Below are 19333 nucleotides of genomic sequence, written 5' to 3'. Positions count from 1 at the left end.
GCTTGTAAGGAAAAACGATGTTACACTTGGACCGCAAGACGTTCTTCGCCCACATCCGAAACGGACCTTTCCCCGGTCGGATGACACAGCGCCAAGTCGAGGGGATCAACGATCTCTTGGACGAGTGGGAGCGGGTCGGGACGGGGGACAACCGGCATCTTTCGTACATTTTGGCGACCGACTACCACGAAACGGGTGCGAAGATGCAGCCGGTACGCGAAACCTTTGCGACGTCCGACGCAAAGGCGCGAAAAGGTGTGGCCCGTCGGAAATACGGAAAACCGGAGGGGCCTTGGGGCCACGTTTACTACGGTCGCGGCGACGTGCAACTGACTTGGTACGAAAACTACGTCCGTATGGGGGACCTGCTTGGTCTGCCTTTGGCCGAGAACCCCGACTTGGCGTTGAAATCCAGCGTTTCGAAACGAATCCTCATTGAGGGAATGCTGCGCGGCGAGTCTGACAGGGGCGACTTTACCGGAAAGTCGCTTGAGGAATATTTTAACGAAACGGTTGACGACCCTTGGGGTGCCCGCCGGGTCGTTAACGGGACGGACAAGGCCCACCTCATCGCGGGCTATCACGACGAGTTCCTGGAAGCTGTTGAAGCGGCACAGCAAGTTGAAACTGTTGTCACCGTAGACGAACTGGCCCCGGCCAAGTTGCCGCCTGCCAAGGACCCGGTATCCTGGGGCGGCGCGATCTCGACTGTGACCGGCGCGGCAGGCGCTCTTACCGCCCTCATAGATCGCGTGGACGACCCATACGCCCTCGGCGCGTTTGCCGTGATCATGCTCGGCCTCGTGGTTGGTGCCGTCCTGATTTTCCGGGGTCGGATCAACCTGGTCCGGGAGACGGGCGAATGATCGGTTGGGGGACTCTCCTCGCTGTCGGTTGGCGGATGTTGACCGGCTCGCTCAAAGGCGGGATCGGCGACGTGGCCGAACGGCTCGTGGACTTAGCCGGTCAGCACCAGGCGGCACGCACCGCAATCGAGGAGGCGGAGATCGAGCAAGAGATTATCCGCCTTCGCCTGATCCAGGACATTCAGAAACCGCAGGCTTCGCGCTGGTGGTCTCCGATGCAGCTTGGGCAGTACCTCATTGTCTTGCCCTTCGGACTCTGGTGGGCCGCTGTGTTTCTCGTGAGTATCGTCAAACCGCTCTTGATTGAGGGGAGGTGGACGGTGGACGACGTGCCGCCCCATATGTGGGACTTGGCCTGGTGGGTGATCCCCGCGATCACTTTGGGTACGATCTTGGAGCGCGGTAAGTGAAAAATCTCCTCTCTTGGACGAACAAACACTCGGGTGTCATGGCCCTGGTCGGGGGCTTCTGCTCGATGACTGCGGGCGCGACTTGGTGGCTCGCAAACGGCGGCGCGGCAGCGTTCCTCACGTCGATGGGCGCGCTCGGCGAGCCGGAGATCGCGACAACACTTGTGGGGCTGCCGGAGTACCACGCTCGCACGGAGTTGACTCTGGCCGGGCTGGTCGAGGGGCAGCGCCAGGTTCTCGACGGGCTGGAGGCGCTGCGTCTCCAGAACGAGACCATTGTGGAGTGGGCACCCGAGCATAGCCAGCGCCTCACAGACGCCGTGGGCGGCTGTTACGCGGGCGAGGACTGCACTGTATACTTCCGAGGCCGAGCGACCCAGACGGGCGCGTCCTGCGACTTGGTGAATGCTAAACCGCGACTGGTCCTCCCGGATGGCCGAGAGTTTCCAGTCGCGTTCAGAAACGACTTCGAGCGCCTGGACTTGGGGACTCGGTTTGAGACAGTGGAAGCCGTCGTGGCAATCCCGCCGTTCGTGGAGCCGGGCCTAGTGGGAGTCGTCGTTCTGACCGTCTACGCAGACTGCCCGTTTGTGACCGACGGCAAGCGCGTCGAGCGGGAGACCTTCCGGCTCCTGATCGAAATAAAAGCCCGGTAGCGTCGGGAGGCCGTCGCGCCCGGGCGTGCTGTTTTGGGCGAGTTGGTGCGGGACCTGCCACGTGTAGAAACTGTGGGCTGCGCTGGAGGACGGCGTTGCGTCCACGGGCGCGGACATCGCGACCTCGGCCAGCGTGGCGCAAACCCCAACCAGATAGCCCTTCGGCGCTCCTGATACCCCAAAAGCCGCAGCTAGGTTTGCGCCGACGGAACCCCAGGCGGCGGTGAACGCGCAGATCGCCGCGCCGTAGTACCGACCGGCCACATTCTGATCGGTCCAGTCCCCGTGGGCGGGTCTGCCCCGGAGGGCAAAGCACCCGTTGCTGTGGGAAACCGGGAAGGGCATCACGGCCAGCGCGTCGTCAAGTCCGGTGTGGGGTAGGTCGAGGTGTCTGGTGCAGACCAGGCTAGGGTGGTCGCGCGGCGCGGCGCGCAGGATGTCCCCGAGTTCTGCAAGAAAGCCGGAGGCAAATCCTCGCTTATGTACGTCCGCTGCGCCCTTGGAGGTCATCGCGCCTAGAACGTGCCCCAGCAAAGTTGGGTTGTCGAACCGGCGCATCTGGGCCAGGAGTGCAGCGAACCCCCACCGGCCCGTACAGAAATCAAAGTCGTCGCGCCCGGTCTGCGCCGGGTTCCAAAGATCAAGGGAGCCAGGCTCCCCTGTCACGAACGAAAGACGGGAAATCGCTAATTGGGACACGGCTATGCCTCCTTCCTAAGTTGAGCAAAAGGTCTCTAGGCGGGGGGCAAGTGCCCGCTCATGGCGATCTGTTTAACTCGCGGCTGGCTTGGAGGAAAAGGGCTGTTGACGCCAATTAGCGTTCAAAAAACCGGAAACAATTTGTTTACAGGTAAAACTTCAATTTTGAGCCAAAAGCCGCCGAACCTCGGCCTGAAAAGTCTCAACCTGCCTTACTTCTGACAAATTTAGAATCCAATCAGGAAGGTTGCGCGGCTCGCAAAGGCCCGGCCAAGGCCCCGCAGCGGCGGAAATCAGGGCCGCCTTTTCGGACGAAGCGGCTAAGACGTCGTAGCGTTTGATGACGTAAGGTAAGCGCAACGGTAAGTTGAACCGAGTCGCGACGGCTTTCCACCATATCGACTCGAGTCGTTTGTAGTCCGGGAGATGCCGTTTCACCGGCGACAAGATGTCCCGGAGTATGTACTCCGGCGCGTCATGCAGGAGGAGGGTCAGGAGGACCTGGCCTTGGTCTATGCCGTCGTCACGGGCGTACTCGTGGCAGAGCAGGCTGTGCTGCAATACAGACCAGGGGACCGAGGTCGCATTGCCGCCGTAGCGGTTTTCGCGGGCCAAGCCGACCGCTATCTCCTCAAGCAGCATGTCCTCGGGCTTGGGGGCCTGCACGTCGATGTACCGGCTTCCCGACCAAATCACGCGGTTCCAGTCGATGTCGGGGTTCAAGGTCATGGTTGTTCCTCTCCTGCGCGACGGGCGTATAGCTCCCCGTCGAAAATTTCGTAGATGTAGTCGTCCATCATCGGGCCGGGACACGGGCAGTCGCCATACTCGACGCGGCAGACTGAACACTCCCCCTCGGGGCCGACATCGACGGCCAAGGAAACGCGTACCCAGCCTGCGGGGGCAGTCATGCCAGGAGGTCCTCGATCTCGGGGTCCGGGCCGAGTAGATCGTCTAGGTCCAGGTCCACGGGGCAAGTGGCGTCTGCGCCGAGGGCCTTGGGACCGTCAAACTTCTCCGTCTGGTTGCCCCACGTCGTCCAGCCTTCTCGGCTCTCACGGGCGAACATCTCCAGCTTGCGGAGGTCGCGCCAGTCCTCAACGTCGTTCACCATCTCGTGCAGCCTGTCGGGCTTGCGACTGTGCTGGCGTTGTTGGCCGTCGATCACGGAGTCAGGAAAGGGCGCGCGCTTAGGGCAAGGGAAGCGACCGCGTTTGCAGACAAGCACGACCTCGTGCTTGTTGCGGACCCAGAAACCAGTGCCGATCCGGTCTTTCTTCCACATGATCTCGGAGACGTACTTGAAGCCCCAGGATCGGGCCGTGGTGAACGCCTGTTCTAGGAATGGCACCGTCACCCACATGAGCAGGAGCGCGTCCTTGGCGGCGATCTCCTTGACCGGCAGGGCGTCAATCTCGGCGCGGGGCATACAGTCGTAATGCGCCATCGCGTTCTTGCCGGGTTTTTTGGCGGAGTTCGACGCGAACTTCCACGGCGGGTCGGCTAAGATGATGTCGAAAGGCCCTCCGATGGCCCGGAGGGATTCCGCTACGTCGGACATGATAGGTCGCTCACTTTTCGCTTTTGGTTGATTCTCAAAATCTCACCTTGCAGGATAAAATTCAACCAAAAAGTGATTATTACGTCAAATCAACGTTTCACGCGTGGTTGCGACCTCGCCGTAGCTACGGTGGTATGTGATGAGCGGCAGCGACCTCCGGGACCGGAAAGGGTTGCCCTGGTGCCAGTCATCTCTCGGGGTGGGGGCCTCGTGCGTCTGCCACGACGCGCCGCCGACTTCACCGGCTCCTGCGCTGTTGTGGTGGATGTGGAACCCGTGAGCGTAGCGAACCTTGGTCCGTCCCCACATCTCCGCGCGGTCAGCGGCCATGATACCCGGCATGTCCTTGATCTTGGTCTCGTGCCCGTGGGTGGCCCCAAGCATGGTGACGCCCCACTCGAAGAACCAGAACAGCGACGGGTCACAGTCGATCTCGACTCGCGGCTCACTGCGAAACCATGCGGCCAGGTAGTGCGCGATGGCAACGGCAGAGTCGGGGTCGTGGTTGCCCTTGAGGATACGGACAACGACGCGCTCGTACTTCTGGAGCGCCAGTTCGACGTGGTGGACCATCAGGTTCTCCGCCTCGGCAAGGATCACGTCGTAGGGGTCGGCCACGTCCAGACGGTTGCCGCTGCCACGGGTCGCGCGCATGGGGTCGTCGGCGTGGAGCAGGTCGCCGCCGCCCAGGATAACCCCGGTGCCTGCGGGCGCGCTGCGTTCGATCAGGAGGCGGAACAAGCGCCGGTAGGTCTCGGACGCCTTCTCCAGGTTCCAGTCCATCTCGGCGTTCGCTGCGCTGGAGTGGAGGCCGATGTGCAGATCGGGGAGGAGGTGGACGTTCACCAGATCACGGTCGAGGTGGCTTTGGCTGTATGGGTCCAAAGTTATCGGGACAGCCGGGCCTGCGTAGCTCTCTGCGGCCCGTTTTGCGGCCTCGGCAATCACCTTGTCGCTTCGCTCGCCTTCGACGGTCTTTTGCCACTGTTGGACCACGTTGCCGTTGGCGTCCACCAGGGCCGAGACGCCTTTGACGCGGTGCCCGGCGGGAACTTCGAACTGTTCGTCGGACTTGGCCGCGCCGGTCTTGACAACTTGGCTGGTCAGTTCCCCCTCGGCGTTAAACTGTTGGGTGTGCGACTTGATCTCGTGGCCGGGGAGGATCGGCAGGGGCATCGCCTGGCCGAGGTCCCGGATGAAGTATTTGAGCAGCCGGTTCGAAAACGTATGGCGCGCGATACCTATGTTGTCCGCAACCGGCTTGGTGTCTGCCGGGCGGCCCATCATATGCCAGGTCTGGAAAGCCTGGATGCACTGACGGTCAAACTCAGTCAGCGGTTGATTAGATTCGCTCATCTTGCGCTCCTAGAAGGGCGCTCCTCTCCGGCACTAATACCACCGAGACGGTGAATAATCAACTATTGGCTAAATTTACACCTATCGGAAGCCAGGCGACGGACGGTGTTGTCGAGGAGCCGCTGATCGCGCCACCGGCTCGACTTGTTCAGGCTGAATTTGAACACCAGTTCGTTCTCGAAAAACACGAGATAGTGCTTCTTGCGAAGCTGGACCGTCACGTCCAGCCCGGCGTCTTTGAACCGCTTTAGGACTTCTCTCCCGTTCTTTCGCAAAGTCAGCCCCCCGTCTGTTCCGTTGGCGGTTCGCGCTCGAAATGCGCACAACTCTGCGCCCAGGGGTCGTGGGTCTCCGGGGCTTCTTTCCCCCAGGTGCGGGCGCGCCAAACGGGGGGCGGCAGTTGCTCTTTTTCCCACTGGCAACGGAGGCCGCCGGGGAAACCGAAGTCGCGGCAGTGGGTGCAGTCGGAGCAACGACGCGAAGTCGTGTCAGGTGCGTCGGGCGTACTCATGCGACAACCCCTCCCTCCAAGAACGTTCGGCGCGCGCCGCACGCGCACGTGTGTTCGAGTTCGATGTGCCAATGCGCCGCCGCGTATTCGGTGAACTCGTGTTCCTGCCCGCACTGACAGCGCCATCGGTCGGTCGGATCGAATACCGCGTCGAGTTCCGCGAGTCCTGCGGCAGCGGCGCAGATGTGTGAGTCTTCCATATCAATTCTCCGTCTGCCCCGTTTTGTGTCCGACAAGGGGCTGTTGTTTTTCTCAGGTTCAGCCCAACAAATCCTCTACTTCCGGGTCCTCGTTTTGCGGGAGCGCGGAGCCGTGGCGTCTCTGAAACTCACGGATCGCTTGCTCCAACGCGGCCAAGGGGCACCGGTGGAGACCTACGCCCCACGCTTTAGTGTGGTTGCGGTGTTTGACGATAGCCTGGTGCGATTCCGCGAGGCCCGTCCGAAGGTCAAGCGACGAACAGCGAAGAACTATTTCGTCTACGTCGGACATAGGCGGCCACGCGGCGGGGTTGTTGAGGTCCAGTTTTCGCGGCATCACGTCGTCCCGCTGTCTTCCGGTAGGTTTACGCACTCGCCGGGAGACGGCGCTCTTTGGTTCCGCGCGGTCGAGTAGCCTGGCACCCAGCTAACCCGGACGAAAAGCCGCCTCATCGCGCTTTGCCCGTAAAGATGAACGCCCGCGTCGTAGGCCATCGGACTCAGCGGGATCATTTGCGCCTCCGGTAGCTGCGCGGATGGTCGTTGGTAGGCCGGTTCGGGTGCCGGAAATCGACCTCTTTGATCTCGGGTTCGGGTTCCAGGTAGTAGAGGCTCGCGCGGGCTTCAACGTCCGAGTAGTCAGCCTCCGCCAACACGCGCGAAACCTCCTGGTCCTCCGTTGCCGCCTTGACTGCGGCCTGGGCGGCACACCCGGGGCCGCATAGAAGGGCGACGCGAATTGCTTGTTCCGTTTTCATAGGTTCTCCTATCCTCCCCATACGGGCTGTTCGGCTCCGCACCGCAGGCACGGGTGCCAGCTATCGCCTTCGGGGTAGTCGTGGCCTTTGATCAGGCAGATAAATCGTTTCATGGGTCCTCCTATCCGAGCAGGTCGTCCACCGAGGGTTCGGCGGTAGGGTTGCGGTAAAATTCGGTGATGGCGCGGTTTAGCGCGGCGATGGGGCAGGCGAGCATCCCGACGCTCGGTGGGCGGGAGCCGTCCTGACCCTTCACGGTGGCTTGGTAGCACGCGGGCGTCCCGTCAGGTTTACGGCGCGATACTCGGATCGAGACTTGTTCCGCGCCGTCCGCGAAAGGCCAGGCTTCAACATCGGCGAGGTCGTCCGTCGAGCGCGGATCGTGGACATTCGAAATCATACCCAGACTCCCGAGATTTTGCGGATCGGGGACGGTATCGCGGTCTTGAGCCGGTCTATCTGCCCGTTGAGTTCTGGGCGACGGGGCGTCCGTTCTGCGCGGCGCATGAAGCTGACCACGCTGCCGTCGTCTTTCCCGCCGGGTTGTCCCGCCTGAACAGGCCAGTCGCGAAAACGGCAAATTCGTCGGACAGTCTCGGTCTTGATGCCCAGGGCCTCGGCGAGTTCTCGGACGGTGCAATCCCATCCGACGGAGGTGCCTTCGCGCCAAATGCGGAACGCGCGGGCCTCGGCCTCAATGGCCGGTGAAATCTGGCGGCTCACTCTGCGGCCTCCAGGGTTTCGTGGTGGTCGAAGTCGAGCGAGCGCAGGTTGCGGTGGGGGGAACCGGGTTCTCCTCGACGCTTGATGGGCCAGCCGGGGCGGGTTTGCTGCCGCTGGGCCGCGCTCAACGCGATTTGCCCAACGAGCGCCCAGACGCCTCTGGCGCGAAGGAAGTTCGGGACTTGGCCTTTGTGGTGGAGCGCACAAAGCTGTTCTCCTTCATCGCTCGTAGCGACGGCCTCGAAGGCGTAAGTTGAGTTGCCGCCGATTTGGCTGAGTTCATCCAGGCTCGCCGCAGCGATCAGCTTGCCGTCCATTTCGATTTTTATTTTCAAGGTCATGTGTCAGGTTCCTTGGGTCTACCAGAGCGGCCATGCCGGGTGGATTTGGGCCACCGCTACGATGCCGGTGATTTCAATCAGGATGAGGGCCAACGGGAAAACGAGGTAACTCACGGGGCCGTCTCCTCGGTGCAGATCGGTGCGTCGGTCAGCACCGTTGTGCGCAGGACACCCAGCGCGATCAGCGCAGCCAAGAGGACGGCGATGACCCAATCTCGCCACTGGGTTCTTAGGACGGTACGGGCCTCTCGGTCGATGTCATCTTGGGACTTCAAGTCGGGTAGTTCGGTCATGTGGCCTCCTGTTTGTGCTGGGATTGCATCGCTCGGCGGTGGCGGCGACTGAGGGTCACGTTGCCCTGGCGTCGCTCCATCTCTGCCACCGCCTGCCGCAAAGCCTCGTTCTTGCCGACGTCTGAGTTCAAAACAGAGCGGGTGATCTTCGTGCCGACCCGCGTGGCGGCGCGGCGCTGTTGCCGGGTTTTTGGGGCGGCAGTCATCACCGCATACCCAGGGCTTCGCGGTACATCTGGAGGACGGCTTCCTCCTCGCTGAGATCATCTTTGTCGCGTTTCCGCTCGGCGACGATCTTCCGCATGACTTTGGTGTCGTAGCCTCGGGCTTTGGCTTCGGCCAGCACCTCTTTCTGTTGCTCCGCGATGTCTTTCTTCTCCATCTCCAGGCGTTCGAACCGTTCGACAAACTGGCGAAGTTCCGAGGCGGTGACTCGGTAGGAAGCATCACTGTTGTGCCCGATGCTGGGTTCTTCTCCGAGGAGGTCGTCTGCGTCTCTCATGGTTGAATAATCCCTTTTCAGCTAAATTTAAGAGCAAGCGATTCTGCTCCAGACAATCCTCTCCTAGTCGTTGGCCTCAGTAAACGTCAACCAAAAAGTGAATAATGCCGTTTCAATTGCTTAGTGAAAATTCAACCAAAAGAGTTTACAATGGGTCCAAATGGCCCTACATGTCGGGGCAGCGACAACAGAACCCGGAGGAATCACCGCATGACAATCGGCATACACGTAACTGAAAAGCAGATGGCCGCTTTAGGGCGCATTCAAGCTGGCGAGGGCGCACAATGACTGGACCGACCCCGGACCCGGCAGACGGGTTGGGCCTCAAAAGCGCCGTTGAGAGCGTGTCTTTGTTCGCTAAGGCCCTGCGCCAAACGAAAGAGCGGAACCCGGAGATGCGAGAGGCTTCGGTAAACGCCTCCTACCGGGATTCGAAAGTCGAGCCGCAGGGCACCGCACCGGACGAGATCATCGCGTATTTCGAACCGGGCGGTTCGCCTTCGCATTTCGAGGCCGGTCGCCGAAGTGATTTTTGGATGTGCCTCGGGATGGAATCCTATTTCAAGCACGAAGTTGTTGTGGGGTTGCGCGAGGAGCGCGACGCTTTGAAGGATCGTTTGGCAGCGGAGGTCGCAACGTATGAGCAGTTGCGCCCGGTGTGGGCCGAGGGCTGGACATCGGCCTCCATTGCGGCGCAGTCTTCTACGGCGGCATTGGCGCAATTGTGGAGCCTCCTGGGTGCCCAGAACCAGACGCAGGCGGTGGCCGCCTTGAAGGAATTGAGAGGGGAACACAATGGCTGACCTTTCGGCCCTGATCGAACGCGCCCAAGACCTCGCACCGGGCGAGGACTTCGCCTTGTTCTACCTGGACACCGATGACGGCATTGAGTGGTCGGCCCACGCTTGCAACCCGACGAACTCTGTCATGCTCGGCGAGGTCGGAGGCAAGTTCATCGGGCAGGGGCCATCACCCGAGGACGCCTTGCGCGATCTGATCCGCGAACTGGAAGCTGGAGTCGGCGACTAATGAAAATACTTGAACCATCAAACCCGGAGGACGGGGTTACGCGGCTATATGACGTCCCGAACCTGCGGTTTCCGGCCCCTTGGGCTGTTGCGATGCTGTGCCCGTGGTGTCGCCCGACGAGCCTGCAACCCTACCAGCGGGCGACACTCTCGGTTCTAGGGGTGAACGCCTGATGAACCACGAAGAACTCCGCGCAGCCAGGGAAGCCTTGGGTTTGACTACCCAGGAGGCCGCGCAGATGCTCGACCTGTCATCGACCAAACCGATCTACCGGATGGAGATGGACCCGGCCAAATCCACGGCCCGACCGCCCCCGGCAAGGGTGATCCGACTCTACCGGGCGTATCTGGCAGGCCACCGTCCCCCCGACTGGCCCGAGCATCTTTTAGCGTGGGAAGCCCGTCGTAAGACGGCGCTCGAAGCAATGGAAAAAGTGAGACCACAGAAATGAAGATCATGGAAAAACTATCGGCAATCAACGGCACGCAGAGCGGGGCAACCCCCGAGCAAGACCTGTACCTGGCCGTCCTGCGCCAAGCTGTCATCGACATTAAGCGGTTTAGACGCGCCGTTGAGGCTGACGAGGCTTGGTCTTTCCTGACCTCGGCCCGAGGGAATTGGGCGCGCGCTCGCTCGGACATATGCGAGGCGGCAGGGGTTGACCCGGATTGGGTCCGACGGTTGGCCGTGGACCACCTCGCGGACCCCGCTGAACTTCGGCGAGACGCGCGGGAAAAACAGAATAGAAAACGGAGCAAGGCGTCAGCCCTCCCGACTTCTATTGTCACGAGATAAAATTCACCCAAAAGCGAAAATTAGAGGAGAAAGTTGAATATGGGACTTGCAGATGGACAAGCCTGGGAGCGCGACTACCCGGCAACAGACAAACCGAAATCCCGGACGCCCACGTTGAACCCCGGCGCGGTACTCGCCGACCCGAACACCAACCCGGTTGGAGAGGCCGTCGCTGCCGAAGGCGTCAACCACCTCGTCATCCTGGCGCACAAGGCAAGCTACGACGCGGGCTGGTGGCACTGCCCCGTGACCGGAGAGCCTGTCGGCACGGTCCCCGAGAAGATCGCCCTGATCCACTCGGAGATCAGCGAAGCTCTGGAGGCGGACCGTAGGGGCTTGCTGGACGACCATCTGACCCATCGTCCGGGCGTCGAGGTCGAGTTGGCCGACTCACTCATCCGTATCGCCGATCTGGCGGGCGCGCTCGGCTTGGACCTGGGCGGGGCCGTGGTCGAGAAGATGGCCTACAACGCGAACCGGGCCGACCACAAGGTCGCCGCTCGGGCTGCGGGCGGCAAGAAATACTGAATCGGTAGGAGGAAATCGAAATGGACGGACACGACCTTTACACTCCTGCCGACTTCACGAACGAGGAGATGGAGTCGAGCAGCACGGCCCGATTGGTGGTCCTCGGCGGTTTAGGGATTTGCAAGAAATGCGGAGCGGGGGAGGCGCAATTGGACAAACACCCGACATGCGAGTCCTTCAAAGCCGACAAGGTACGAGAGCGGGTGATCGAGTACCTGCGCGGAACCGCCGACACTCTGTCCGCTGCCCTAATCGCCTTCGACGCCGAGGACCTGGAGGACGACACCGAGTTTCTGGCCCGGCTCGATGGTGAAATCTTCAACTGCTCGCAATGCGGTTGGTGGTGCGAGATCGACGAGGAGGCCAGCGACGACATCGACTCCGACGAACTGGTCTGCGTCGATTGCGCTTCCGAGGCGGAGGGGGTGGGCGCATGACTCGTCTTGGCTTCGAGAAACAATATCTGGTCCGCGTCTTCTACAAAAGCGGCGCGTCGGTGGACTTTTGGACCTCCGAGTTCTCGCGCCGGGAGTCTTCCGGCATGTGGACCTGGAGCGCACGAGGCCCGGTGCGACCGTTCCTCCTCGGACCGGATGACATCTCGGCGGTTTTCAACCTGAAAACCCGGTGGCGCTTCGTGTTCAGGGGGACTTCGTGATGCCTTGTCGGGAAACCGCTTACTCGAACTACTCAGGCTCCGGTAAACCTACAGGGGGCGAGGGTCCCTCTAGCAGCGGCCCGGTCAGCGTTTTGGCGATCCTCGTGGCAATTTTGGCTTTGGCTTTCGCCGTCGCGGCGATGTCCCGCCAACCAGGAGGCCCGCAGCACCCGGTTCCGGGCCTTGTGGCGGAGGAGTGTCGATGAGCCTGGCGTCGAGGATCGCTCGAAAACTGAGGCGACGGGTCCGCGAGAAAGGCGTCATGCGCCGCCTCTTGGATCGGCCTGGGCGCAACCGCCAGCCGATCACCGCCGTTGGCCTCTGGACGCGGGTGTACCGCTTCCGAGAGGCCCCAGCGGCGCGATCTGGGACCAAGCGCAGGATCGCCCGAGAACGGGCCGCGCGCGAAAAGAAGGGAGGGCGAAAATGGCTGAAATGGTGACAGCCTCCAGACCGGGGAGAGTGACATGAGGAACATGCAGAAATGCGAGAAGTGTGACGGTTGGCGCGAGAGATTCCGGTCCTGCGAGAGTTGCGGGCACGCCCCTCCGGCGGAAATGGAGGCCGGTAAATCTCCCGGGCCGAAACGCAACAGCCGCAGCCTGCGGCGGATGTTGAAGAACAAGGGCAGGAGGTAGCTATGCACCAGAAAATCGCCGGAGAAAACTTGGCCTTTTGGGAAGCTCGGAAAGCCAAGTACCCGTTCCGCGCCCAGGCCGGTACGCGGCAACCGCGACCAACCGAGGTCGAGGTGCCCGGAGACTTCCTGGCCGTTCCGTTGTCGGCATCCGTTGTGATCTGGGGCTTCCAATTCGAGGCCGACCGGGACGCCTTCCTGGAGCGCTTTCCCGCCGCCGAAATTGCGGGGTCCAAGTGATGCCTAAAAAATTACACACGGGCGGCGTCGTGGCCCGCCGGGCGGGCGTCCTTTGCGGTGAGAAGCAGGTAGAACACCTTGCGCCGCCGCGCCTTCGGGAAACTGAAATTCTGAGATCGGTCACGGTGGAGATCAACTCGGTGATCGCGCGGGCGTTCAACGTCCCGAACCTGCGTTCCCCGGCCAGTTGGGCCGTCCCGATGGTCTGTCCCTGGTGCAGTGGAGGGACGGTTCGAATCCGCAACCCGCGCTCTCCCGAAAATCCAAAACCGTAGGAGGAAATCGACATGTCGGGCCTGAAAAAGGGTGACACGTGCTGGAGCCTGGTTTGGTCGGAAGATGGCCGTATCGAGTGGTGGGAATACGTCTTGCGCACCATTCAAACCCGAAAAGAGCCGCTTTGGCCCGGCGACACTTCCGGGTACGCCTGCACCTACGGGTACTGGTGGCCGAAGTTGAAAGGCACGACCTGGGGCAAGGTGAGCCGGAAGCACGGCGACCTCGGCTGGTTGCCCGGCGCATGGTCGTGTTTTCGCGAAAAGCTCTCGATCAACGCCGGGCGTCCGTACCCCAAAACCCAACTAGGGGCCTTGCGACAAGAGATCGCCGAAGTCCGCGCCGAGATCAAAGAACGCGGCCCGGATTCGCACGATTGGTCGTGCGAAATACCGGCGTCCTGGAGACTGAAAAAGCTGCTCGCTGCGCAAAAGCGACTCAGAAAAACCAAAAACGATGGAGGGAAATCGAAATGAACCTATCGACGGATTATCGCGGATACACGATCAATTACGATCAAAATATGGACGCATGGGGGTGCTACGACTGCGGCATTTCGGGCGAGCCGACGCTAACCAAAGCGAAAGAGAAGATCGACAAAATGCACCTGAAATTGCGGAAGGAATCGGCCTTCCCTTGCTACGAGATCGCGATGAGCGAGACGCGCGAGTGCGTGCGCGTGAAGGCTGACGAGGCCACCGTGATTGACTATTTGGGGCGCAAGGAGTCGCGCTCTTGGTCTAGCCGGGAGGTCAAGTTCGAGGGGCACAAGGTCGCTTCTATGGCCCGGCGAGGCGGCTCCGCTCGACGCGCCCGCCGGGAGACGCTTTTGCACCTACTGGCCGCGCAAACCCCCGAGGTTCACGCCGCTATCGAGGAAGCAGACCGGCTGGGTGAAATCGCCCACGCGGCCAAGGTTAAATTCCAGGAGGCGTTCCGCGCTATCCCTCGCGTCGAGTTCGATGAGATCGCCGGGTTGGTGGAGGCAAGCGGACACCGTTTCCTAGAGTAAGCCACAGGGTCGCTCGGCCTCGCTCTCTCCCAAAAACCCAAAACCGTAGGAGGAAATTGGTTTGGAAGAATCCAGATTGCCCATGCTCCCGGACGTGAGCCTCCAGGAGATCGTCACCGACGCCGAACAGGAGCGCCCGTTCGTGTTCATGCCCTTCCGCAGCAACCGGCTTTACCTGGATGTGGAGGACCCGGAGACCTGGTGCGTGGCGACCCACGGGCGCTACCTCCGCGACCTGTTCCGCGACCCCCTGCGAAACCCGCACGGCATCCCGGTCGAAACCTCCGCCAAGTGGATCACGACCCGGGCGTTCCCGACCCCCAACGTCCTAGTCCTGGGCCACATGCTGATCGGCAACCGACGGGCCAAGTTCGCTCGCATGGTTCGCCGCCATGCCGGGGGAGTCGACCGGGGCGCGATCTGCGTGGACTCCTCGTTCCCCGAAGGCATCAAACGCTTCAACGTGCTTTGGGCGCTCGGCGTATCCCACCTGGTTTTCGGGCACGTCCGGGAGTTCCACAACCGACACGTCGAGTTCCGCAGCTTCGGCAAGGCCGAGGTCCCCGTCGGGCTGTACCCCCACTCTGTCGGCCCGGTGCGGGCCGGGTTCCAGGCGTCCGCCGATATGCGGTTCGCAGGCCGCTCGACCTCTGATCTCGCCGAAAACCCAAAACCGTAGGAGGAAAGCGAAATGCACCCAAAATTCGCTGAGAGAAATTGGGACTGGTTCATGCGTAAAAGGGGCGAGTACCCGTTTTTGGCACAGGCACCCGTCGGACGTCCCCGACCGACCGAGGCGGTCGGCTTGGGCCACTTCATAGCTGCACCCGTGTCTGCCAAAACCGCGTTTTGGGGCTTCGAGGTCGCGACCGACCGGGACTTATTTCTGGAGACCTACTGCGAGGCGAAACCCGTTTCGATCAAGTGGAAGGTCGTCGAAGTTTCCGGTGCGCCATAATCCAAACATAATCGTTTGCGACGTTGCCGCCATTGGAGGTTTAAAATGATTGTTCTACTCGTTCTCATTGTTCTGATTTTACTGTTCGGCCCGGCCAAGGTGAAAGCCTGGGTCGGTGGCGCGTCTCTCGCGTTCGGTCTGGTCCTGGCCTTCTCGTCCGGCCTGATCCCTGGGATGCTCGGGGATTACCGGGTGTGGCTCGTCCTGGGATTCTGCGGCATGGCTGCTTGGTGGCAGGGCTGGGACAAGTCCGTCGAGCAGTTCGTGGGTCGTGACGCCGGAAAATCCGACACCTGAAAACTCTCCCCTCTACGATCTGAGGGTCTGCCCCGCTGGTGAGAACCGGCGGGGCTTTTGAAGTTACGAGGACCGGCTAGGTCGCCAGAGTTGCCCCGGTCCGAGGACCGGCTAGGCGTCCGAAGTTGCCGAGGACCGGCCAGGCGTCCGAAGTTGCCGAGGACCGGCCAGGCAGCCAGAGTTGCCCCGGCCCAGGACCGGCTAGGTCTCCAAAGTTTCCCACACACACACACACCCGGGTACGCACGCGCAGGCGGGCACAAACGCACCCCCACGCGGGCGCGCATGGGGCGCGAGCGCATACGTGGGCGGGTTCCGACTCGCCGCCGATCTGGCCCCCCGGCCTGCCCCGGTCGGCGGTCGCGGGCTGGAGCCGGGCGCGGTATTCGCTCAAAAATTGAAAGTTCACTTAACGGGGTTGTGATTGGGTCCAAATGGCCCCATATTGACTGGACGCCGGGCACGTCGCCCGCCTTTACTGGAGAACTGAAAATGAAAACCCAAACACCCCCAAGCCCTTTAGGCGAAATTTGCGGCGCGCTGCTCCAGTGGGCGGCGGAAAACCCACATTTCGCGATTCCGGCGTTGGCGCTTTGCCTCGCTGGCGGTTGGCATGTGGTTGAAAGCGTTCTTTTTTCTGCGCTCTAAAATTCACCCAAAAACGAAAGGATTAGCTTAATGCAAAACACCTTCAAACCTACCCGCAAATTTCGCCTTTCCCAACGTGCGAAGAATGCCGCCCGCCGGGACACAATCCGCGCCGCCCGGATGGCGTCAAACGAAACGCGCGACCTGTTCACGCTTTAACCCCTAGCCCCTTTTGAGGTCCCGAAAATGTCAATTTCTTATACCGCCGCCGCAAAACAAATCCGCGCCCTTGGTTTTCGCGTATCCCGCTTAGACGGGGAAATTCGAGTCGGCTTTCCCGGCAATGAATCCGCCGCATATTACACGACGGACCCGGCGGACGCTCTGGCAACGGCGCAAGATATGGCGCGCCGTGCGGAGGCTGGAGCCGTTCCCGTACCGGACGCGGAGGGGGAAGCGATTGAATCCGGGACCCATGCGCCGGGGGAAGTGTTTGACCCGGCGGCGGTTGACTATGATCTGGACGAAAACCCCGCGCCCTTTGGTTCTGTGGAATTGTCCAGCGCGGAGTCAAAACTGATCCGCCAATTCGCGCGCGACATTGCCGCCCGCTGGACCGGGCGGCGTGACGTGAAACTGGAGCCGGGAATCCGCACAAGTGAGACCGGCGAGTCCGTCAACGTCAACTTGATTGACCGGACTCCCGATTGGGAAGACTCGGACCTTGCGGACCATATCGCGTGGTCGGACTTGCGCCGCGACGGCTTGCCGCTGGACGCCGCCGGGACCGGGGAAACGGACATTTACATTTATACGGCGGCGGGTTTGGCCGCGAATATGCAAATTGAATATGACCGCGCCGGGCTTGTGGCGGTTCACGCTGACGCGGAGCGGAGACTCTGGACCCGTGACGGCGCGGAGCCTTTCGACTCGGTCGCGCTGCAAGTGGAATTGCGAGGGCTGGACGCGGACGCATTGCGCGCCCGGCTGGACGCGGAGACTGACTCCGGGCGCGTGGTATACGTCCGCGCCGCTCTGGAGGCGCTGGAGGGCGCGGAAACGCCCGCGCGCCTGCTCGCGGACGCCCGCAATAAATACGCCGCCTTGCGCCGCTCTGGCGCGTCCGCTCTGGAGGCTCTGGGGGGCGCGCGCCAATGGCAAGCGGACCCAAACCGCGCGCCGGTTTACACGGGCGAGTCGATCTGGAAACGCCCGGCGGTCAATTCCGATTTTGAGGCACACGGCGAGTCGCGCGTCCGCTGGTTTGAAGACCCCGAAAAATCCGGTTTGCGTTTGGTAGGGCTGGCGCATGACGCCGCGCCCGGCGGTCACGCTTATTACCGCGCGGCGGTCGATCATTCCGGGTGGTATTTGACCCCGGACAACTGGAGCGGGGAGACCGTGGCCGGAGTCGTCTATCGGTTGCCCGGCGCTAACGGTCGCGCGCGCTATCTTGCGGGCTATGCGGACCCATACCAAACGGACAAACACGGCAACGGCCCGGCGCTTTTGTCGCTGGAGGTTTTCACCGGGGAAACGCTGGACTCGTCATGGGATCAAGACTCGGCCTTGCGCGACGTGGCGCGCCGCGCGGACGGCATAGCCGAAAACATGGCGGAGCAAGAACGCGAATACCAAACCGGGCACGGGGCCGGGCGCGCCGCGCGTGAACTGGCGGCGGAGGCGCTGGAGGCGGCGAAACGCTGGACTCAAGCCGTCCGCGCCGCGCGCGCTGTTTTCCGCAATCGCCATAGGATCGACCGCCGCGACCGGCGACTCCTTATGCGGGCACAAGTGGAGCAAGCCCGGGACCATTGCGGGGAGTATCTGGCGGCGCGCAAAGCGGCGCGCAAAGCCCGCGCGGACGCGCCTAGCGGTCGCGCTTGGGAAAATGAGGCGGACGGATTCCGCAACGGCTATCAGGAAGGAGTCTAAACTATGCGGGAACAAATCAGAGTCACCGTTGCCCTTGATTATGACGCGGACGCGGACGCCAGCCCGGCGGAGCAAATCGCGGAGGTTTTGACCGACATAAACCGCCTTGCGGACGCGGACTCAGAGTCCCGCGTCGAAATGCTGGGCGGGCGCATTGTGGCACATGAATCAGAGGCGCAAATCTATTCCGGGGAGGCGCGCCCGGCTTTTGTGAAAGGCGCTTTTCACTGGTTTGAAATTGCCCGAGTCGGGGAGTGGCCGGATTACTGCACCCCTATCGGCTGGCAAACCGGCTTTTGTGGAATCGGACCCGCGCCCGACTCGGTTTTCTGGACTGTTTACGGTTGCACGGCGGGGAGAGGCGCGGAGGCAATCGGCGACTATAAAACCCGCGCCGTCGCCGTCCTAATGGCGGAGCGACTGGCGGACGGTCGCGCGGTCGAAACGCTGGACGCCATGACGCCGGGTTTTCGCGTGACTTGGGAGACCGTGACCGAAGAGTCGGCGGAGGCTGGAGACGCGGAGGCGCGCGGGTTTATCCACCCCGCGACCGGGCGGCGTGACTTGCTGGAGGTGCCAGCCCGCCCGGCGGCGCGCGCGTCCGATTATTCCGCGCCCTTGCGCGCGTCTCTGGAGGCGCTGGAGGTAGAGCGACCGCTTGCCGTGCTGGAGGCGCTGGAGGCCGATTCTAGCGTCCCTGAGACGGCGCGGAGCGTTTCCGCGACGTGGCGGACGTATGACGGCGAAACCATCGCAGAAACGCGGACTCTGCACTTTCCCGAAACCATGACACCGGCAAGCCGGGCGCGCCTTGTGGCGCTGATTTGCAACTAAACGAGAGGACTCAGACATGACACAACAAACACAAAACCCGGCGCTTGCGGCATTGCGCGCCCGCGTATCCGGCGCGATTGAACGCGGAGACGCGGAACCGGTCGTGGCGATTGACGCGCCCGCCAGCCTGAACGACTCCGAGTATGACGCGGAGACGCTGGCGGAGGTCGCGGCTTGCCTTTGGGAATCCGTGTTGGACGCGGACCCCGGCGCGACCCCGGACCCGGCGGCGGAGGGCTGGCAAGCGAACATGCAACGCAAGGCGCGCGCGGAGGGCATGGCGGCGCTACGGTCGCACGTTATCGGTTACGCGGCGGACGCGGAGTCCGGCTGGTCGCTGGCGCAAGGGTCCGGTTTCGACTCCCCGTTTGATTGGGAATTTGTACCCCGGTTTGTCGCGGCGTGTATCGACTGGAAAAACGGCGGACTCGTCGCCAACTGGCGCGGCCTTTGCCGCCAAATTGGGGACCGTGACTCGGTCGATTATGAGCGCGACCGGGCGGCGTTAGAGGCGCGCGGCTGGTATGAGGCCGCGCCCGGTGAATGGGTCCAGCCTTGCCCTAGTGGTTTGGGCGCAAGCCTTGCCGGTAGCATCGCGGAGGCGCTGGAAATGGGAGCGGACGCGGACGCGGACGACTCCGACTTTTGAGTTAAAAATCACCCGAAAACG

The 19333-nt window shown here is 62.1% G+C and carries 30 protein-coding genes; 20 read left to right on the top strand and 10 right to left on the bottom strand.

Translation table 11 applies throughout. The features are described from left to right. Positions 1 to 80 precede the first annotated feature (80 nt). Genes ABJI08_RS18560 through ABJI08_RS18550 form a run of 3 tightly spaced genes read left to right on the top strand, consistent with a single transcriptional unit; the run spans position 81 to position 1932 of the window. On the top strand, positions 81 to 866 hold the full coding sequence (locus ABJI08_RS18560) for a glycoside hydrolase family 19 protein (RefSeq protein ID WP_348403351.1): 786 nt from the start codon (positions 81 to 83) through the stop codon (positions 864 to 866). After that, positions 863 to 1276 (top strand): hypothetical protein, encoded by a 414-nt coding sequence (locus tag ABJI08_RS18555; protein WP_348403350.1) that lies wholly within the window; start codon positions 863 to 865, stop codon positions 1274 to 1276. The genes ABJI08_RS18560 and ABJI08_RS18555 overlap by 4 nt, the downstream gene beginning before the upstream one ends. Next, positions 1273 to 1932, top strand: coding sequence for a hypothetical protein (locus ABJI08_RS18550; RefSeq protein WP_348403349.1), 660 nt, complete (start codon positions 1273 to 1275; stop codon positions 1930 to 1932). Before ABJI08_RS18555 ends, ABJI08_RS18550 begins: the two co-directional genes overlap by 4 nt. An 858-nt stretch (positions 1933 to 2790) precedes the next feature. Here ABJI08_RS18550 and ABJI08_RS18545 read toward each other — a convergent pair. The 3 genes from ABJI08_RS18545 to ABJI08_RS18535 all read right to left on the bottom strand — a co-directional run bounded on the left by ABJI08_RS18545 (position 2791) and on the right by ABJI08_RS18535 (position 5548). Beyond that, positions 2791 to 3360, bottom strand: coding sequence for a hypothetical protein (locus tag ABJI08_RS18545; RefSeq protein WP_348403348.1), 570 nt, complete (start codon positions 3358 to 3360; stop codon positions 2791 to 2793). A 178-nt stretch (positions 3361 to 3538) separates the two neighbouring features. After that, positions 3539 to 4192, bottom strand: a complete 654-nt coding sequence (locus ABJI08_RS18540) for an MT-A70 family methyltransferase (protein WP_348403347.1) — start codon at positions 4190 to 4192, stop codon at positions 3539 to 3541. A gap of 84 nt (positions 4193 to 4276) precedes the next feature. Next, complete coding sequence (locus ABJI08_RS18535) at positions 4277 to 5548, bottom strand: hypothetical protein (protein ID WP_348403346.1); 1272 nt, start codon at positions 5546 to 5548, stop codon at positions 4277 to 4279. Positions 5549 to 5613: 65 nt separating this feature from the next. On the opposite strand from ABJI08_RS18535, the gene ABJI08_RS18530 reads away from it, so the two are divergent. Together ABJI08_RS18530 and ABJI08_RS18525 are read left to right on the top strand one after the other, a co-directional pair. After that, complete coding sequence (locus ABJI08_RS18530; protein ID WP_348403345.1) at positions 5614 to 5799, top strand: hypothetical protein; 186 nt, start codon at positions 5614 to 5616, stop codon at positions 5797 to 5799. A gap of 310 nt (positions 5800 to 6109) precedes the next feature. Further along, positions 6110 to 6250 (top strand): hypothetical protein, encoded by a 141-nt coding sequence (locus ABJI08_RS18525; RefSeq protein ID WP_348403344.1) that lies wholly within the window; start codon positions 6110 to 6112, stop codon positions 6248 to 6250. Positions 6251 to 6768: 518 nt separating this feature from the next. Here the strand turns inward: ABJI08_RS18525 and ABJI08_RS18520 are convergent. From ABJI08_RS18520 to ABJI08_RS18490, 7 genes are all read right to left on the bottom strand, one after another. Next, positions 6769 to 7017 carry a hypothetical protein gene (locus ABJI08_RS18520; RefSeq protein ID WP_348403343.1) on the bottom strand — a complete coding sequence of 83 codons (249 nt, stop codon included), beginning with the start codon at positions 7015 to 7017 and terminating at the stop codon, positions 6769 to 6771. A 121-nt stretch (positions 7018 to 7138) separates the two neighbouring features. Then, on the bottom strand, positions 7139 to 7417 hold the full coding sequence (locus ABJI08_RS18515; RefSeq protein ID WP_348403342.1) for a hypothetical protein: 279 nt from the start codon (positions 7415 to 7417) through the stop codon (positions 7139 to 7141). After that, positions 7414 to 7740: a hypothetical protein gene (locus ABJI08_RS18510; protein ID WP_348403341.1), complete on the bottom strand. Its 327-nt coding sequence runs from the start codon at positions 7738 to 7740 to the stop codon at positions 7414 to 7416. The genes ABJI08_RS18515 and ABJI08_RS18510 overlap by 4 nt, the downstream gene beginning before the upstream one ends. Next, positions 7737 to 8081 carry a hypothetical protein gene (locus tag ABJI08_RS18505; RefSeq protein WP_348403340.1) on the bottom strand — a complete coding sequence of 115 codons (345 nt, stop codon included), beginning with the start codon at positions 8079 to 8081 and terminating at the stop codon, positions 7737 to 7739. Before ABJI08_RS18505 ends, ABJI08_RS18510 begins: the two co-directional genes overlap by 4 nt. A gap of 110 nt (positions 8082 to 8191) precedes the next feature. After that, complete coding sequence (locus tag ABJI08_RS18500; protein ID WP_348403339.1) at positions 8192 to 8374, bottom strand: hypothetical protein; 183 nt, start codon at positions 8372 to 8374, stop codon at positions 8192 to 8194. Further along, entirely contained in the window at positions 8371 to 8580 is a 210-nt protein-coding gene (locus tag ABJI08_RS18495; protein ID WP_348403338.1) for a hypothetical protein, read from the bottom strand. The genes ABJI08_RS18500 and ABJI08_RS18495 overlap by 4 nt, the downstream gene beginning before the upstream one ends. Next, on the bottom strand, positions 8580 to 8876 hold the full coding sequence (locus ABJI08_RS18490) for a DUF2312 domain-containing protein (protein WP_348403337.1): 297 nt from the start codon (positions 8874 to 8876) through the stop codon (positions 8580 to 8582). Before ABJI08_RS18490 ends, ABJI08_RS18495 begins: the two co-directional genes overlap by 1 nt. Positions 8877 to 9160: 284 nt before the next feature. On the opposite strand from ABJI08_RS18490, the gene ABJI08_RS18485 reads away from it, so the two are divergent. The 15 genes from ABJI08_RS18485 to ABJI08_RS18415 all read left to right on the top strand — a co-directional run bounded on the left by ABJI08_RS18485 (position 9161) and on the right by ABJI08_RS18415 (position 19312). Then, a complete protein-coding gene (locus ABJI08_RS18485) occupies positions 9161 to 9679 on the top strand; it encodes a hypothetical protein (protein WP_348403336.1) in 519 nt (172 codons plus the stop codon). Then, positions 9672 to 9905, top strand: coding sequence for a hypothetical protein (locus ABJI08_RS18480; protein WP_348403335.1), 234 nt, complete (start codon positions 9672 to 9674; stop codon positions 9903 to 9905). Before ABJI08_RS18485 ends, ABJI08_RS18480 begins: the two co-directional genes overlap by 8 nt. 238 nt (positions 9906 to 10143) lie before the next feature. Next, positions 10144 to 10356, top strand: a complete 213-nt coding sequence (locus ABJI08_RS18475; RefSeq protein WP_348403334.1) for a hypothetical protein — start codon at positions 10144 to 10146, stop codon at positions 10354 to 10356. Positions 10357 to 10739: 383 nt separating this feature from the next. Continuing rightward, complete coding sequence (locus ABJI08_RS18470; protein ID WP_348403333.1) at positions 10740 to 11228, top strand: hypothetical protein; 489 nt, start codon at positions 10740 to 10742, stop codon at positions 11226 to 11228. A gap of 20 nt (positions 11229 to 11248) precedes the next feature. Then, positions 11249 to 11665: a hypothetical protein gene (locus ABJI08_RS18465; protein ID WP_348403332.1), complete on the top strand. Its 417-nt coding sequence runs from the start codon at positions 11249 to 11251 to the stop codon at positions 11663 to 11665. After that, positions 11662 to 11886 (top strand): hypothetical protein, encoded by a 225-nt coding sequence (locus ABJI08_RS18460; RefSeq protein ID WP_348403331.1) that lies wholly within the window; start codon positions 11662 to 11664, stop codon positions 11884 to 11886. The genes ABJI08_RS18465 and ABJI08_RS18460 overlap by 4 nt, the downstream gene beginning before the upstream one ends. Before the next feature lie 640 nt (positions 11887 to 12526). Beyond that, the gene (locus ABJI08_RS18455) at positions 12527 to 12763 is read left to right on the top strand and encodes a hypothetical protein (RefSeq protein ID WP_348403330.1); all 237 of its coding nucleotides are present in this window, start codon (positions 12527 to 12529) and stop codon (positions 12761 to 12763) included. Between the two features lie 287 nt (positions 12764 to 13050). Then, on the top strand, positions 13051 to 13515 hold the full coding sequence (locus tag ABJI08_RS18450; RefSeq protein ID WP_348403329.1) for a hypothetical protein: 465 nt from the start codon (positions 13051 to 13053) through the stop codon (positions 13513 to 13515). Beyond that, on the top strand, positions 13512 to 14051 hold the full coding sequence (locus ABJI08_RS18445; RefSeq protein WP_348403328.1) for a hypothetical protein: 540 nt from the start codon (positions 13512 to 13514) through the stop codon (positions 14049 to 14051). The genes ABJI08_RS18450 and ABJI08_RS18445 overlap by 4 nt, the downstream gene beginning before the upstream one ends. A gap of 82 nt (positions 14052 to 14133) precedes the next feature. Continuing rightward, positions 14134 to 14730, top strand: coding sequence for a hypothetical protein (locus tag ABJI08_RS18440; protein ID WP_348403327.1), 597 nt, complete (start codon positions 14134 to 14136; stop codon positions 14728 to 14730). A 51-nt stretch (positions 14731 to 14781) separates the two neighbouring features. Beyond that, positions 14782 to 15009 carry a hypothetical protein gene (locus ABJI08_RS18435; RefSeq protein WP_348403326.1) on the top strand — a complete coding sequence of 76 codons (228 nt, stop codon included), beginning with the start codon at positions 14782 to 14784 and terminating at the stop codon, positions 15007 to 15009. 45 nt (positions 15010 to 15054) lie between these two features. After that, positions 15055 to 15306: a hypothetical protein gene (locus ABJI08_RS18430; RefSeq protein ID WP_348403325.1), complete on the top strand. Its 252-nt coding sequence runs from the start codon at positions 15055 to 15057 to the stop codon at positions 15304 to 15306. Between the two features lie 834 nt (positions 15307 to 16140). Further along, complete coding sequence (locus ABJI08_RS18425) at positions 16141 to 17829, top strand: hypothetical protein (RefSeq protein ID WP_348403324.1); 1689 nt, start codon at positions 16141 to 16143, stop codon at positions 17827 to 17829. Positions 17830 to 17832: 3 nt separating this feature from the next. Next, the gene (locus ABJI08_RS18420; protein ID WP_348403323.1) at positions 17833 to 18663 is read left to right on the top strand and encodes a hypothetical protein; all 831 of its coding nucleotides are present in this window, start codon (positions 17833 to 17835) and stop codon (positions 18661 to 18663) included. 16 nt (positions 18664 to 18679) lie between these two features. Beyond that, positions 18680 to 19312 carry a hypothetical protein gene (locus ABJI08_RS18415; protein ID WP_348403322.1) on the top strand — a complete coding sequence of 211 codons (633 nt, stop codon included), beginning with the start codon at positions 18680 to 18682 and terminating at the stop codon, positions 19310 to 19312. Positions 19313 to 19333 lie beyond the last annotated feature (21 nt).

Source organism: Shimia sp., from assembly GCF_039969785.1.
In the GTDB taxonomy this organism is placed as follows: Bacteria; Pseudomonadota; Alphaproteobacteria; order Rhodobacterales; family Rhodobacteraceae; genus Shimia.
Note: the sequence above shows the minus strand (reverse complement) of the source record. Positions and strands in the feature narration are given on the sequence as shown.